Origin of the sequence: Massilia brevitalea (assembly GCF_030711405.1) — a bacterium.
Classification (GTDB): Bacteria; Pseudomonadota; Gammaproteobacteria; order Burkholderiales; family Burkholderiaceae_D; genus Telluria; species Telluria brevitalea.
The window spans coordinates 1-13639 of record NZ_JAULSI010000075.1; the positions used below are offsets into that span (position 1 = coordinate 1).

14 protein-coding genes and 1 riboswitch are annotated in these 13639 nt (G+C 68.9%); of the genes, 1 reads left to right on the forward strand and 13 read right to left on the reverse strand.

Translation table 11 applies throughout. The features are described from left to right. The first annotated feature begins 258 nt into the window (after nucleotides 1-258). Nucleotides 259-579 carry a hypothetical protein gene (locus QWL29_RS25430; RefSeq protein ID WP_305825649.1) on the forward strand — a complete coding sequence of 107 codons (321 nt, stop codon included), beginning with the start codon at nucleotides 259-261 and terminating at the stop codon, nucleotides 577-579. A 19-nt stretch (nucleotides 580-598) separates the two neighbouring features. Here QWL29_RS25430 and QWL29_RS25435 read toward each other — a convergent pair whose 3' ends face one another. The 13 genes from QWL29_RS25435 to cobT form a co-directional block, all read right to left on the reverse strand. Next, complete coding sequence (locus tag QWL29_RS25435) at nucleotides 599-1015, reverse strand: DUF2061 domain-containing protein (RefSeq protein ID WP_305825650.1); 417 nt, start codon at nucleotides 1013-1015, stop codon at nucleotides 599-601. 90 nt (nucleotides 1016-1105) lie between these two features. Continuing rightward, the gene (locus QWL29_RS25440) at nucleotides 1106-2566 is read right to left on the reverse strand and encodes a cobyric acid synthase (RefSeq protein ID WP_305825651.1); all 1461 of its coding nucleotides are present in this window, start codon (nucleotides 2564-2566) and stop codon (nucleotides 1106-1108) included. Beyond that, nucleotides 2563-3465, reverse strand: coding sequence for a cobalamin-binding protein (locus QWL29_RS25445; protein ID WP_305825652.1), 903 nt, complete (start codon nucleotides 3463-3465; stop codon nucleotides 2563-2565). Before QWL29_RS25445 ends, QWL29_RS25440 begins: the two co-directional genes overlap by 4 nt. Nucleotides 3466-3473: 8 nt before the next feature. After that, the gene (gene cobD, locus QWL29_RS25450) at nucleotides 3474-4454 is read right to left on the reverse strand and encodes a threonine-phosphate decarboxylase CobD (RefSeq protein ID WP_305825653.1); all 981 of its coding nucleotides are present in this window, start codon (nucleotides 4452-4454) and stop codon (nucleotides 3474-3476) included. Continuing rightward, nucleotides 4447-5403, reverse strand: coding sequence for an adenosylcobinamide-phosphate synthase CbiB (gene cbiB, locus QWL29_RS25455; RefSeq protein WP_305825654.1), 957 nt, complete (start codon nucleotides 5401-5403; stop codon nucleotides 4447-4449). The genes cobD and cbiB overlap by 8 nt, the downstream gene beginning before the upstream one ends. Then, nucleotides 5397-5957: a bifunctional adenosylcobinamide kinase/adenosylcobinamide-phosphate guanylyltransferase gene (cobU, locus tag QWL29_RS25460; protein ID WP_305825655.1), complete on the reverse strand. Its 561-nt coding sequence runs from the start codon at nucleotides 5955-5957 to the stop codon at nucleotides 5397-5399. The genes cbiB and cobU overlap by 7 nt, the downstream gene beginning before the upstream one ends. Further along, the gene (locus QWL29_RS25465; protein ID WP_305825656.1) at nucleotides 5954-7261 is read right to left on the reverse strand and encodes a cobyrinic acid a,c-diamide synthase CobB; all 1308 of its coding nucleotides are present in this window, start codon (nucleotides 7259-7261) and stop codon (nucleotides 5954-5956) included. Before QWL29_RS25465 ends, cobU begins: the two co-directional genes overlap by 4 nt. After that, a complete protein-coding gene (cobO, locus tag QWL29_RS25470; RefSeq protein ID WP_305825657.1) occupies nucleotides 7255-7881 on the reverse strand; it encodes a cob(I)yrinic acid a,c-diamide adenosyltransferase in 627 nt (208 codons plus the stop codon). Before cobO ends, QWL29_RS25465 begins: the two co-directional genes overlap by 7 nt. A 25-nt stretch (nucleotides 7882-7906) precedes the next feature. After that, entirely contained in the window at nucleotides 7907-8959 is a 1053-nt protein-coding gene (locus QWL29_RS25475) for a FecCD family ABC transporter permease (RefSeq protein WP_305825658.1), read from the reverse strand. Between the two features lie 11 nt (nucleotides 8960-8970). Then, complete coding sequence (locus QWL29_RS25480) at nucleotides 8971-10791, reverse strand: TonB-dependent receptor domain-containing protein (RefSeq protein ID WP_305825659.1); 1821 nt, start codon at nucleotides 10789-10791, stop codon at nucleotides 8971-8973. Nucleotides 10792-10908: 117 nt separating this feature from the next. After that, a riboswitch (cobalamin riboswitch) is annotated at nucleotides 10909-11125 on the reverse strand. Between the two features lie 7 nt (nucleotides 11126-11132). Next, nucleotides 11133-11663, reverse strand: coding sequence for a histidine phosphatase family protein (locus QWL29_RS25485; RefSeq protein ID WP_305825660.1), 531 nt, complete (start codon nucleotides 11661-11663; stop codon nucleotides 11133-11135). 16 nt (nucleotides 11664-11679) lie between these two features. Beyond that, the gene (locus QWL29_RS25490) at nucleotides 11680-12459 is read right to left on the reverse strand and encodes an adenosylcobinamide-GDP ribazoletransferase (protein WP_305825661.1); all 780 of its coding nucleotides are present in this window, start codon (nucleotides 12457-12459) and stop codon (nucleotides 11680-11682) included. Continuing rightward, entirely contained in the window at nucleotides 12460-13494 is a 1035-nt protein-coding gene (gene cobT, locus QWL29_RS25495) for a nicotinate-nucleotide--dimethylbenzimidazole phosphoribosyltransferase (RefSeq protein WP_305825662.1), read from the reverse strand. Nucleotides 13495-13639: the final 145 nt, after the last annotated feature.

Sequence of the window (13639 nt, forward strand, 5' to 3'; positions counted from 1 at the left end):
CCAGTGTGAAAGTAGGTTATCGTCAGGCTAGTTAATATGTAGTAAGCAAAAGCCCCGCCCAGGAAACTGGCCGGGGCTTTTTGTTTTCCAGCGTGCGATTCGATTACGTGGTCGCTTGCGGAAGGTGCCGACGATCGAGCGATGAGACCGCGTGGACTCAAGAGCCCACCCTACGATGATCGGCGCAGTGAGACATTCATGTTGAAAACATGACGTACCGGACTAGAATGAAATCAGGTTCGCGTTCGGGGAACTGAGATGAACACTCCAGGTATGCGTGCAGTGAAGCGTCTTGCTGTTGGCTTGGTGATTGCTGGCAGCCTTGGCGGATGTGCTGTCTATGGGCCGCCTTATGCAGCGGCCTACGACCCCTACTATTATCCAGGCTATGCCTATCCGACCTACGTTGGTCCTCCGGTCGCGCTGAATTTTGGATTTGGCTATTACGATCGCGGCGGCTATGGACACCGCCATGGCTACGGCCATTACCATGGCGGCCGCTCACACGGCTGGCACGGGCGCGGCGGCGGCTGGTCGCAGCGCGGCGGGGGCTGGGGATACGGAAGAGGCCGGCGCTGAGCCGGCCCGGTAGAGAAGTTCAGGCGCTGTGCAGGCGGACTGCCGGCGCACTGGCGCGCTCGGCGTGTTCCCACAGGCGGTCATGCAGCGGCAGGAGGATCACGTTGCAGATCGGTTCGAGCACCGCGGCCACGCCGCCGATCGCCCAGGAACCGGTCGTCACATACATCACACTGAAGGCAACGCCGGCGTGCAGGAAAGTCTGGCTGAGCTTTTCGCCAGCCGTGGCCACGTAGCGCGCCTTGTCGTCACGCGCCATGCGGCGGCGTTTCGCCCAGGCCGCTTCGTGAAAAGGGAGCAGCAGCACGTTGATGATCGGCTCCGCGATTACGGCCAGGCCGCTGAACACTGCCGAACCCGTTACCGTATAAGCCAGGGCGTAGGCGATGGCCATGTGGGTGAGGACTTGGCTGAGGCGTTTGGCTGCGACGATCATGTACTGCTCCAGTTCTTAACAATCTGAAGCAAATGATAGTCATTCTCATCCGCGAGATAAAGTAAATTGATTTAAGCAAATCGATAGACATTATCTATCGATGGGCGGCAGGGCCATCAATCTTTCAAATAAAGGCTGGGCCGCATCCGCAATCCGGTCCAGGCTGGCTTCGCGCAACGCGGCGCTATCCACCCGGTGTTCGCTGCGGGCGCCGGCCCAGCGCAGCAAGGCAGCGCCGGCATCCGGATGGTCGAACAAGCCGTGCAGGTAAGTCCCGAGGATCTGCCCGTCCGCCGAACAGGCGCCTTCCAGCCGGCCGTCGATGCGGAATGCCGGCATCTCCAGCGCCGTTCCCTGCGACTCGCCCATGTGGATCTCGTAGCCTTCCACGCGCGCCGCGCCGGCATCGAAGGCGCACACGCCGCTCACCCGGCACAGCCACTTCTCGCGCGTCATCGTCGTCGCCAGGTCGAGCAGGCCCAGGCCCGCCGAGGTGCCCGCACTGCCCTCCACGCCATGCGGATCGTCCACCACCTTGCCCAGCATCTGGAAGCCGCCGCACACGCCGATCACCTTGCCGCCGTAGCGCAGGTGACGACCGATCGCTCGCGGCCAGCCCTGCTCGCGCAGCCATGCCAGGTCGCCGCGCGTGTTCTTGCTGCCCGGGAGGATGACCAAATCGGCGCCCGGTATCGTTTCGCCAGCGCGCACGAAGCGGACATCGACGTCCGGATGCGCACGCAGCGCATCGAAGTCCGTGTGGTTGCTCATGCGCGGCAGGCTGGGCACCACGATTTTGAAGGCGCCGCGCCCCGCCTGGGCCGGCTGCACCGCATCCTCGGCGTCGAGATACAGCCCGTGCAGGTAGGGCAGCACCGCCAGCACCGGCTTGCCGGTCTCGCGCTCGAGCCAGTCCAGGCCCGGCTCCAGCAGGCCGATATCGCCGCGGAAGCGGTTGATCACGAAACCGGCGATGCGCGCGCGCTCGCTGGCCGACAGGCAGGCCAAGGTGCCGACCAGATGCGCGAACACGCCGCCGCGGTCGATGTCCGCCACCAGGATCACCGGACAGTCGACCGCTTCGGCAAACCCCATGTTGGCGATATCGCGCTCGCGCAGATTGACCTCGGCCGGGCTGCCCGCACCCTCGACCACGATGCAGTCGTACTGCTGCCCCAGGCGCGCATGCGATTCCAGCACCGCCGCCATCGCCACCGTCTTATAACAGTGGTAGTCGCGCGCATTCATCTCTGCGCGCGCGCGGCCGTGGATGATGACCTGGGCGCCGGTGTCGCTCGACGGTTTCAGCAGCACCGGGTTCATGTCGGTATGCGGCTCGATGCCGGCGGCGATCGCCTGCAGCGCCTGGGCGCGCCCGATCTCGCCGCCATCCTGGGTCACTGCGCTGTTCAGTGCCATGTTCTGTGGTTTGAAGGGCGCCACGCGCACGCCATGCCGCTTCAACAGGCGGCACAGCGCCGCCACCACCGTGCTCTTGCCGGCATCCGAAGTCGTGCCCTGCACCATCAGGGTCTGGAAGGGGAAGCTCATTTTCTGTGCTTGCGTGCTTCTTCCAGCTTCTCGCACATCACGGCGGCGCCGTCGATCATGCGCGGGCCGGCGCGGTTCAGCAAATTGCCGTCCACCGTGAACAGGTTCTCGTTGCGCACCGCCGTCATGGTCGGGTACTGGCGCCACAGGTTCACGCCGCCGTAGTTCTTCTCGGCGGTGCCGAAGATGGCTTCCGGATCCGACTGCAGCACGCTTTCCAGCGTCACCACCGGCGCCGTCACCGGCAGCGTATGGAAGATGTTCTCGCCGCCGCACAGGCGCAGCGCGTCGGTGATGATGTGCTTGCCGCTGAGCGTGTACAGCGGCTTGTCCCACACCTGGTAGAAAGTACGCACCGGCGAGCGGCCCGCATAGCGCTTGCGCAGGCTGGCCAGGCGCGCACGCAGCTCAAACGCCACCGGCTTCGCTGCCGCCTCGGTGCCCATCAACTGGGCCAGGCGCTGCAGGCTGTCGGGGATGCCTTCCAGGGTCTGCGGGTCGCTCAGGTAGATCGGCACGCCGGTCCGGCGCACCAGCTCGATCTGGCGTTCCGAACTGCCGTGCATCCAGGCCACGATGAGGTCGGGCTTCAGCGCCATGATGCGCTCGACGTCGACCTCGCGGTTCGAGCCGATGCGCGGGATGCGCTTGGCCGCTTCCGGATAATCGCTGTAGTCGACCGCGCCGACCACGCGCGCGCCGCCGCCGGCCGCGAACAGCAGTTCGGTCGCATGCGGCGCCATCGAGATGACGCGCAGCGCCGGCTTTGGCAAGCTGACATTGGCGCCGGCGTCATCCTTCACGGTCACTGCCTGCGCCGCCTGGGCCAGCACCAGGCCGGCCAGCACGGCGCCCAGCCGCCAGGATCGTCCACTGCCAGCTTGACTACTGCGTTCCATGCTTTCCCTCATCCTTCGCTCCAGTTTTCCAAGGCGCACGCAAGGCGCCGCCATTCGTCGTCGTTGGCAGGCAGGCCGAGGCGGATGCCGCGCGCCGCCTGGGTGAACAGGCGGCACCAGATGCCTTGCCTGGCCAGGTGTTCGTGAAACGCTTCCGGCTGCGCATGCGGCCACCAGTGGAACAGCGGCGTGCCGCTCGCCGCGATGCCGTGCGCACCCAGCAGCGCGCGCATGTGCTCACCCGCGAGCAGCAGGCGCGTCTGGGTCTGGTCCTGCCAGGTCCGGTCTTCCAGCGCGGCGCGCGCCACCGTTTGCGCTGGCCCGCTGACCGACCAGGGCCCGAGCAGATCGGCCAGTTCCGCCAGCAGCGCCGGATGCGCGCCGACGAAACCCAGGCGCAGGCCGGCCAGCCCGAAGAATTTGCCGACCGAGCGGAGCACGATCAGTCCCGGCTGGCCGCTGCCGGCGGCCACGCTCAGGCCCGGCGCCGTGTCGCCAAAGGCTTCGTCGACCACCAGCCAGCCGCCGCGCCGCGCCAGGCGCGCCGCCCACGCGCGCAGCTGCGGCGCAGAGATGGTCGCACCGGTCGGGTTGTTCGGATTGCAGACCACCAGCACCTCGCAGCTATCGACCGCCCCTTCCAGGTCGGCATACGCCACCTGGCGCAGGCTGTGCCCGTGCCGGCCCCAGTGGTGCGCGTGCTCCGCATACGAGGGCGCGGCCACCACCACGCGCGAGGGTGGGCGCAAGCGCGGCAGGGCCTGGATCGCGGCCTGGGTGCCGGCCACCGGCAGCAGGGCCGGCGCGCGGTACCAGGCGCAGGCGGCCGCCGCCAGGCCCGGATCGGGCTCGGGCAGCCGGTGCCAGGCATCCGGCGGCAGCGCCGGCGCCGGATAGCCCCAGGGATTGATGCCGGTCGAAAGGTCGACCCAGTCGTCGCGCTCGTAGCGCTGCGCGGCTGCGCGCAGGTTGCCGCCGTGTTCAAGCATGGCCTGCTCCCCACATGAGCAAGGCAAGGATGCAGACGGCGCCCAGCCACAGCAAGGTGGTGCCCAGCACCAGGCGCCAGGCGCGCAGCACATCGACCGGGACGGCATCGCGGCCAAGGCCGAGCGGCGGACGCTGTTCGACCACGCCGTCGTAGCGCGCCGCGCCGCCCAGCGCAATGCCGAGCGCGCCGGCGCCGCTGGCCATCACCGGGCCGGCGTTCGGGCTGCTCCAGGCCGGCGCCTGGGCGCGCCAGCAGCGCCAGGCGCGCGCGTGGCCGCCGCGCGGCGCCAGCAGCACATAGCTCAGTGCGGTCAGGCGCGCAGGGACGAAGTTCAGCACGTCGTCGATGCGTGCGGCGGCGCGGCCGAACAGATTGAAACGCTCGCTGCGGTAGCCCCACATCGCATCGAGCGTGTTCGCGAGGCGGAACAGTAGCGCGCCCGGCCCGCCCGCGACCAGGAACCAGAACAGGGTGCCGAACACGGCGTCGTTGCCGTTCTCGAGCAGGGATTCGGCGCCGGCCTTGGCCAGGTCGGAGGTGCTGGCGTCGCGCGTGTCGCGGCTGACGATGCGGCCGGTCAGCCGGCGCGCTTCGTCCAGCTGGCCGGCGCGCAGGGCGCGGAAGATCGGGATGGTGTGCTCGCGCAGGCTGCGCAGGCCAAGAGCGAAATACAGCAGGAAGGCGTGCAGCAGCATGGTGCCTGCATCCGGCAGCACCCAGGCCAGGCAGGCTGCCGCCAGCACCGGCGGCAGCACCGCGAGTACCCAGGCCAGGGCGCCGCGCGCCAGCCGCCCGCCCGCCCGGTTGAAGCGCGCCTCGATCGCATTCGCCAGCCGCCCGAAGCCGACCAGCGGATGCCAGCGCCGCGCTTCGCCCAGCAGCAGGTCGAGCGCTACGCCGGCTACCAGCAGCAGCGCCAGTTCGGCCAGCGGCAGGCCGCTCAGCACGGCGCGCCTTTCAGCACCAGCGGCAGGCCGGCCGCCACCAGGATCACCCGGCCGGCACGCGCCGCCACGTCCTGGTTCAGGCGGCCCGCCTCGTCGGCGAAGCGGCGCGACAGGGCGCCCAGCGGCACGATGCCCATGCCGACCTCGTTCGAGACCAGGATCAGTTCGCCCGGCAGGCCGGCGTCCAGCAATTCCAGCAGGGCGGCGCGTTCGTCATCGAAGCGCGCCGGCAGCAGCAGTTCGCCGGTTTCCGGCAAGGGTTCATCTCCGCACAGCATCAGGTTGGTCAGCCACAGGGTCAGGCAATCGATCAGCACCAGGCGCCCGGCCGTGCATTCGCGGCGCAGCAGCGCGGCCAGCGCCAGCGGTTCTTCCAGCGTGGCCCAGTGCGCCGGCCTGCGCGCGCGGTGGTGCGCGATGCGTGTGCTCATTTCGCCGTCGCCCGCGTGGGCGGTGGCCAGGTGGAGCACCTCCTTTCCCGACTCGTGCGCCAGGCGCTCGGCCAGGGCGCTCTTGCCGGAACGGGCGCCGCCCAGGATCAGGGTGGCGCTCATGGCGCCGCTCGCGTAAGCAGCCTGGCCACCGCCTGCGGGTTCGAAGCGAAGTAGCCGTGGAAGTAGGAGGCCGTCAGCGAGCCGAGTTCGTACACCGCCTCGCCCTGGGTGCCCGAGGTATTGCGCACCGTGTACCGCGATGGCGCGACCGGCGTCTCCAGGCGCGAATAATGAAAAGTGTGGCCGCGCAGCGTGCCGTCGGGCGTAGCCAGGGCCTGGGCGCCGAGGCCGGCCAGGCGCGTGCCCATCGTCACCGCGCCCGGCAGCAGCCCGGCCATCGGCCAGCAGCGCCCGTCCGGGTCGGTGAGTTCGTCGGCCAAGGCTATCATGCCGCCGCATTCGGCCAGGATCGGCAGGCCGGCCGCATGCGCCGCCCTGATCGAGGCGCGCCAGCGTGCGGCCTGCGACAATGCTTCGCCATGCAGTTCCGGATAGCCGCCGGGCAGGTAGACGGCGTCGGCATCCGGTGGCAGCGCCTCGTCGGCCAGCGGCGAGAAATAGCTCAGCCGCGCGCCGAGGATGCGCAGGGTATCCAGATTGGCCGGATACAGGAAGGCAAAGGCGGCGTCGCGCGCAATGGCGACCGTCTTGCCGGCCAGTGCCGGTGCGATGGCCGGGCCATCCTGCGCCTCGGGCGCGGTCAAAGGCAATGCATCCCAGGCGGCGGCGTCCAGCTGCAGCGCATCGGCCAGGGCATCGAGGTAGGCGTCGATCTGCGGCTGCTCGCCCGGCAGCACCAGGCCGAGGTGGCGTTCCGGCAGGCTGGCTGCCTGGCGATTTAACGAGCCAATCAGCGGGATGTCGCGCAGCGAACCGGCCACCATCTGCGCGTGGCCGGGGCTGGCGATGCGGTTGGCGATCACGCCGGCCAGCTGCACCGGACCGTAGTCGCGCAGGCCGCGCGCCACGGCGCCGGCGGTTTGCGCCATGGCCGAGGCGTCGATCACGGCCAGCACCGGGATGCCGAATTCGTTGGCCAGATCGGCTGCCGAGGGCGTGCCGTCGTACAGGCCCATCACGCCCTCGACCAGCACGGCGTCGGCTTCGCGCGCAGCCTCGGCCAGGCGGCGCCGGCATTCGTCGCGGCCCACCATCCACAAGTCCAGGGTGTGGACCGGGGCGCCGCAGGCGCGTTCGAGCAGCATCGGGTCGATGAAGTCGGGGCCGCACTTGAACACGCGCACGCGCTGGCCGCGCCGCACCAGGCTGCGCGCCAGGGCCGCGGTGACGGTGGTCTTGCCCTGGCCGGAGGAGACGGCCGCCACCAGCACCATGCGGGCGCCGTTCTGCAGTGTGCTTACCATTCGGTCCCCGCTTGCGCGCCGATGCCGGCGGCAAAGGCGTGCTTCACCACGTTCATCTCGGTGACGGTGTCGGCCACCGCCACCAGTTCCGGCGGCGCGCCGCGCCCGGTGATCACCACGTGCTGCATCGGCGGGCGGTCGAGCAAATCCTCGATCACGGTATGGACGTCGAGGTAGCGGTACTTCAGGGCGATGTTCAGTTCGTCCAGCACTACCATGCCGATGCCCGGGTCGTTCAGGAAGCGCCTGGCCTGGGCCCAGGCTTCGGCCGCTTTCTCCATGTCGCGCTCGCGGTTCTGGGTTTCCCAGGTATAGCCTTCGCCCATCGCGTGGAAGCCCACTTCATCGGGGAAGCGGCGCAGGAACTGCTCTTCGCCGGTGGCGATCGCCCCCTTGATGAACTGGACCACGCCCACGCGCATGCCGTGGCCGAGGGCGCGCGCCGCCATGCCGAAGGCGCTCGAGCTCTTGCCCTTGCCGTTGCCGGTGTTGACGATGATGATGCCGACCTGCTTGTCGGCCGCCTCGATGCGGGCGTCGATGATGGCCTTCTTGCGCTCCATGCGCACGCGGTGGCGTTCGTTGAGCGCGGCCGTCTGTTCGGGTGTCATGTCGTTCATGGGAGGCTCCCGGGATCGCTGCGCCTCAGTGGCGGCGCAGGCGGTGCAGTTGATAAAGGAAGATGGGGGCGCCGATGATGGCGGTGACGGCGCCGACCGGCAGCTGCTGCGGCGCGACGACTGTTCGCGCCAGCGTATCGCACAGCACCAGGAAGCTGCCGCCGGCCAGCACCGAGGCCGGGATCAGTACGCGGTGGTCGGGGCCGAAGGCAAAGCGGCAGGCGTGCGGCACGATCAGGCCGACGAAGCCGATCGAGCCGGCGCTGGTGACGGCGCTGGCGGTCAGGATGCCCGAAACCAGGAACAAACCGCGGCGCAGGCTGCCGACGCGCACGCCCAGCGTCACCGCGCTTTCCGCATGCAGGGCCAGCACGTTCATGCCGCGAGCGTTGCGCAGCGCGTAGAGCAGGGCGGCGCCGAGCACCAGCCAGGGCAGCAGCCGCACCGGCGCCCCGGAGACATCGCCGATCATCCAGAACACCATGGTGCGCAGCCGGCCTTCGGGCGCGATCGACAGCATCAGGGTGATCAGGGCCACGCACAACGAGGAGATCACTACGCCGGTCAGCAGCAGGGTCGAGGTGCCGCCGCTGCCGCCGGCGCCGCCGCGCAGGTCCTGGCGCGCCAGCGCATACAGCAGCAGCGACACCGTGATGGCGCCGCCGACAGCCGCCAATTCGACCGTGGCCATGGCCGCCATCAGCATCAGTGCGGCCAGCGCGCCGACCGAGGCGCCGGCCGAGATCCCGAGGATGTAGGGATCGGCCAGGGGATTGCGCAGCAGGGCCTGCATCAGCACGCCCGCCAGGGCCAGGGCGGCGCCGGTGGCAAAGGCCACCGTGGCGCGCCCGGCGCGCAGTTCCAGCAGCGATGCGGCCAGCGTTTGCGGGCGGCCCTCATATAACTCGCGCAGCGCCGCCGGTACCTCGCCCAGCCCCACCTCGACCGAGCCGGTCATGCCCGCATACAGCATGCAGGCAATCGCCACCAGCAGCATCGTCCCCGTGACCAGCAGGGCGCGCTGGCGCAGCGGCCGCAGCGGCAAGGGTTTCGAGAGGGGCGGGGGCGTGCGGCTCATGAGGGATGGGATCAGCGGATACCGTAGCGCAGGCCGGCGAACCAGCTGCGGCCACCGGTGTTGTAGTTGCGGGCCAGCTCATGGTCCTTGTCGAAGCCGTTGTTCACCCTGGCCAGCAGCGAAAAGTCTTCGTTGATGCGCCAGCTCGCGTACAGGTTCAGCAGGCCATAGCCGCCCAGGCGGCGCAGGTTGGCGGCATCGTCGAAGCGGGCGCCGGAGAGCACCCATTCGGCGCCCGTCTCCAGGCGGCCGGTATCGTATGCGGCATGCAGGCTGGCGTGTTTCGCCGCGCGCCGCGCCAGCCGCTTGCCGCTGCCATTGTCCTGCGGGTCTTGCCAGTCGGCGCTGCCGCGCAGGCGCAGGGCGCCGATTCGGGTGCTGGCCGCCAGGCTCACGCCTTCCAGGGTGGCCGAAGCCACGTTGTAGGCGCAACTGCCGCTGCGGCCATCGCGCTTGTCCGGGCAGGGATTGGCCGAGACGATCATGTCGCTCAGGCGGTTGCGGTAGACGGTGGCGTCCAGCTGCACGGCGCGGCTGTCGTAGCGCAGGCCGAGTTCGGCGTTGCGGCCGCGCTCGGGCTGGTTGGTGTCGACGCCAAAGCCGGGGTAGTACAGCTCGTTGAAGGTCGGCGCGCGGAAGCTGGAGCCGATGCTGGCTGTGGCGCGCAGGCCGTTGCCGAAATTGTAGCCATAGCCGGCGGCGCCGGTGTTCTTGGCGCCATACACCGAACGGTCCTGGCGCGCGCTGAAATCGACCAGGTGCGGGCCGCGGCGCAGCGCGTAGGCGGCGGCCCAGGAATTGGTGATGCGTTCGCGTTCCAGGGCGCGGGTGGCGCTGGAGGCCACTTCTTCCTTGCGGTGGCTGTACAGCAGCTGCAGGGTATCGGGGCCGAGCGTGACCGTGTTCTGCCAGGTGAATTCGTCCTGGCGGGTGTCGATCTGGCTGGCGCCGCTGGCAGCAAGGCTGGTGAAGCTGCCAAGCTTGTCTTCGGAGCGCGCCAGCTGCAGCGTGCTGCGCCAGTTCGGCGCGAACTGGTTCGACATGAAGACCGAGGCGGTGTCCAGGTCCTGGCGGTTGTTGGTGTCGAACGCGCTGGCGCCGCTGTCGTACTGTGCGCGCAGGCGGCTGTGCAGGAACTGGGCGCCGGCTTCATGGCCCGGTGCGATGGCGACCGCCACGCGGCCGTGGACATTCGTGCGGCGGTAGCCGTCGTCGTCCGCGTTGTAGCCGGATGCACCCGGCCGGGTGGCAGAGAAGCCGTCGGACTCGTCGTGGCCGGCGCCGAAGGCATAGCTGACGGCGTGTTCGCCGGCGCTCGCGCCGGCGATGTGGGCGCTGGCCTGGCGCGTGGCATCGCTGCCGGCGCCGATAGAAGCGCTGGCGTGCAGGCCAGTCTCACCCTTGCGCGTGAAGATCTGGATCACGCCGCCGATGGCGTCGGCGCCGTACAGGGTGCTCAATGGGCCGTAGACGACTTCGATGCGGTCGATGGCTTCGAGCGGAATGGCGTTCCAGCTGGCGGTGCCGCTGGTCGAGGAGCCGATGCGCACGCCGTCGAGCAGCACCACGACCTGGTTCGCATTCGCGCCGCGCAGGTAGACGCTGGTGCTGGCGCCGGCGCTGCCGTTGCGCGCGATCTCGATGCCGGGCTGGCGCTGCAGTACGTCGGCCACCGAGCCGGCGCCCGAGCGCGCGATCTCTTCGGCGTGGATGACCGTGGTCTGGGCGATGACATCATCGGCACGCTGCGGCGTGCGGGCGGCGGTGACGACAACCGTGTCGATAGAGGGAGCGGCGAGCGTGGAATCGGCATGCGCGAAAGACGCGGCCATGGCGAGGGCGAGCGACGATGCAGCCGCCTGCGGTGAAACGTGAACAATCATAGAAGCCTGGTCGGACAACCAGCCAACGTCCCCGTAGGCCGGATTGAACAGAGGCGTACCTGTAAGGTACGTCTCCACCTTTTGGCCGGTCTCCGGGCTGGCAGGTGGAGCCGTCCAGCCTTCCCATGCAAATGCACAGTGGCCTGGGGGACGGTTTGCCGCATGAATGCGGTACCTGCTTACCGTTGCGGGGGCAGCACACGTTGGCTTGAACAAGCTTCGTGTTTCCCGTTTAACTGCGCCAGTGAACACGGGCGCGAGCACCAAAACGGCGTCATTATACGGCGATGTCAGTCGCCCAGCACAAGCATTTCGCCATAGCCGATGCGGTGCGGCGTGCGCGCCGCTTCCAGTGCGGCGGCCTCCAGCGGCAGGCCGGTGTGCAGTGCGCGCAGCAGGCGGATGGTGCCGGCGTGGCAGATGATCAGGGCTTCGGCATGGCCTTCCCGGGACAGGTCGGCGCGGAAGGCGGCCACGCGGCGCGCCACGTCGAGCACCGATTCGCCGCCGCCCGGGCAGTAGTGCAGCAGGTCGTTGCTCCAGGCATCGACCTCGGCGCGCGGGATGTCATCCCAGCTGCGCATTTCCCAGGCGCCGAAGTCCATCTCGGCCAGGCGTGCGTCGAAGCGCAGCTGCGCTGGGTCGAGCCCGCGGGCCAGGCTGGCGCAGCGCTGCAGGGGGCTGCTCAAGGTTGGCAGGCCGGCCGGCAGCGTGGCGCACACGCGCAGGAGCTCGGCGCTGTCGGCCACGACATCGCTGCGGCCGTAACAGAGGCCGGGATCGACCTCGGGGCGGGGATGGCGTACCAGTAGCAGGCGCATGCGGTCAGTCTTAGATTCAGGTCAGCGCGGCGTGGCCGAGGCTGGCCACGATGACGAGGTAGATCGCCACTTCCGCCAGCTGCTGCACGGCGCCCAGGCAGTCGCCCGTGTAACCCTGCAGGCGCGCCTGGAATTTACGTGCGAGCCAAAAGGTGGACAGGGCCGCTGCGGCAACGCAGGCCGCCAGCCAGACCGGCGCGAGCAGGCCGCTCGCCACCAGCACGGCTGCAGGCAGCAGGGCGGTGAAAGCGGCGATGGCGAACTCCCCGCCACGCATCTGCTGGGCCATGGGTTTGGCCTTGCCCTGGTCGCGCGCATAGTCCATGCGCCAGATCAGGCTGGTGGCGGCCAGGCGCGAGAGCGGATGCGCCAGGAACAGGGCGGCGATGGCGCTCGATGGCGGCAGCATCGCCAGCGCCGTGCATTTCACGCCCAGCATGCAGACGATGCCGATTGCGCCATAGGCGCCGACGCGCGAATCCTTCATGATCTCGAGCACGCGCTCGCGCGTCATGCCGCCGCCCATGCCATCGCAGGTATCGGCGAAGCCGTCTTCATGGAAGGCGCCCGTCACGTAGATCGAGGCCGCGGTGGACAGCACGGCGGCCAGCGGTGCCGGCAGCACCAGCGCAGCCAGCACGTACACGCCGGCCGCCACCGCCGCCACCACCCAGCCGACCAGGGGGAAGTAGCGCGCCGCGTGCTGCAGCCACTCCGGCTGGAAGCCGACCCAGCGCGGGATCGGCAGGCGCGTGAAGAACTGCAGCGCGATGAAGAACAGGCGCAGCTGCTGCATTTATTCGGACCGGGTGCTGACCTGGGCCGACGAGAAGGTCGCCATCTCCGCCAGGAAGTTCACGGCCGCATGCAGCAGCGGCAGGGCAAGTGCGCTGCCGGTGCCTTCGCCCAGGCGCAGGTCGAGCTGCAGCAGCGGTTGCGCCCCCAGGTGCGCAAGCATCTGGCGGTGGCCCTGTTCGTTCGAGCAGTGCGCGAACACGCAGTAATCGAGGATGGCCGGCTGCAGGCGGGCCGCCGCCAGTAGCGCACCGGTGACGATGAAGCCGTCGATCAGCAGTACCTTGCGCAGCGCGGCCGCCTGCAGCATGGCGCCGGCCATCATCGCGATCTCGAAGCCGCCAAAGGTAGCCAGCACCGCAAGCGGATCGTCGACGCCGGCATGCCTGGCGACTGCCGCCTCGATCACGGCCTGCTTGTGGCTGATGCCTTGCGGCGTCAGGCCGGTGCCGGCGCCGACGCAGTCCGCCACCGGAATGCTGGCCAGCTTGTGCATCAGCGCTGCCGCGGCGGTGGTATTCCCGATCCCCATCTCGCCGAAGCCGACCACGTTGCCTGGCAGCGCGCGCGCCAGGGCCATGCCGTGTTCGAGGGCGAGCGCGCATTCATCAGGCGTCATCGCCGCCTCCTGGGCGAAGTTGCGGGTGCCCGGGCCGACCTTGCGGTCGACCAGGCCGGAACGTTCGCCGAAGTGGTGGTTCACGCCGGCGTCGACAACCTGGATCGAGCAGCCGTTCTGGCGTGCGAAGACATTGATCGCGGCGCCGCCGGCGAGGAAGTTCTCGACCATTTGCCAGGTGACTTCCTGCGGATAGGCGGACACACCTTCCGCCACTACGCCATGGTCGCCGGCAAATACCAATATGGAAGGGGAGTCGATGGAGGGCGTGGTCGTGTCTTGAATCAGGCCGATCTGTCTGGCCAGGGCTTCCAGGCGGCCCAGGCTGCCGAGCGGCTTGGTCTTGTTGTCGATCGCAGCGGAGAGGGCGGCGGCGAGTTCGTCGTTATGGAGTGGTGCCAGTTCTGGGAGGCGCATCGCTGTTCTTATATAGATGAGTGGAGGCGGCGGCAAAGATAGCACACAGAAAGGCCCTTGCAACTCTCGTGCCGGTTTGTTATAGTTCGGTCCCTCGCAGAAACGACAACGAAATCAAGTAGTTGAAGATGACGCAGGAAGCCGC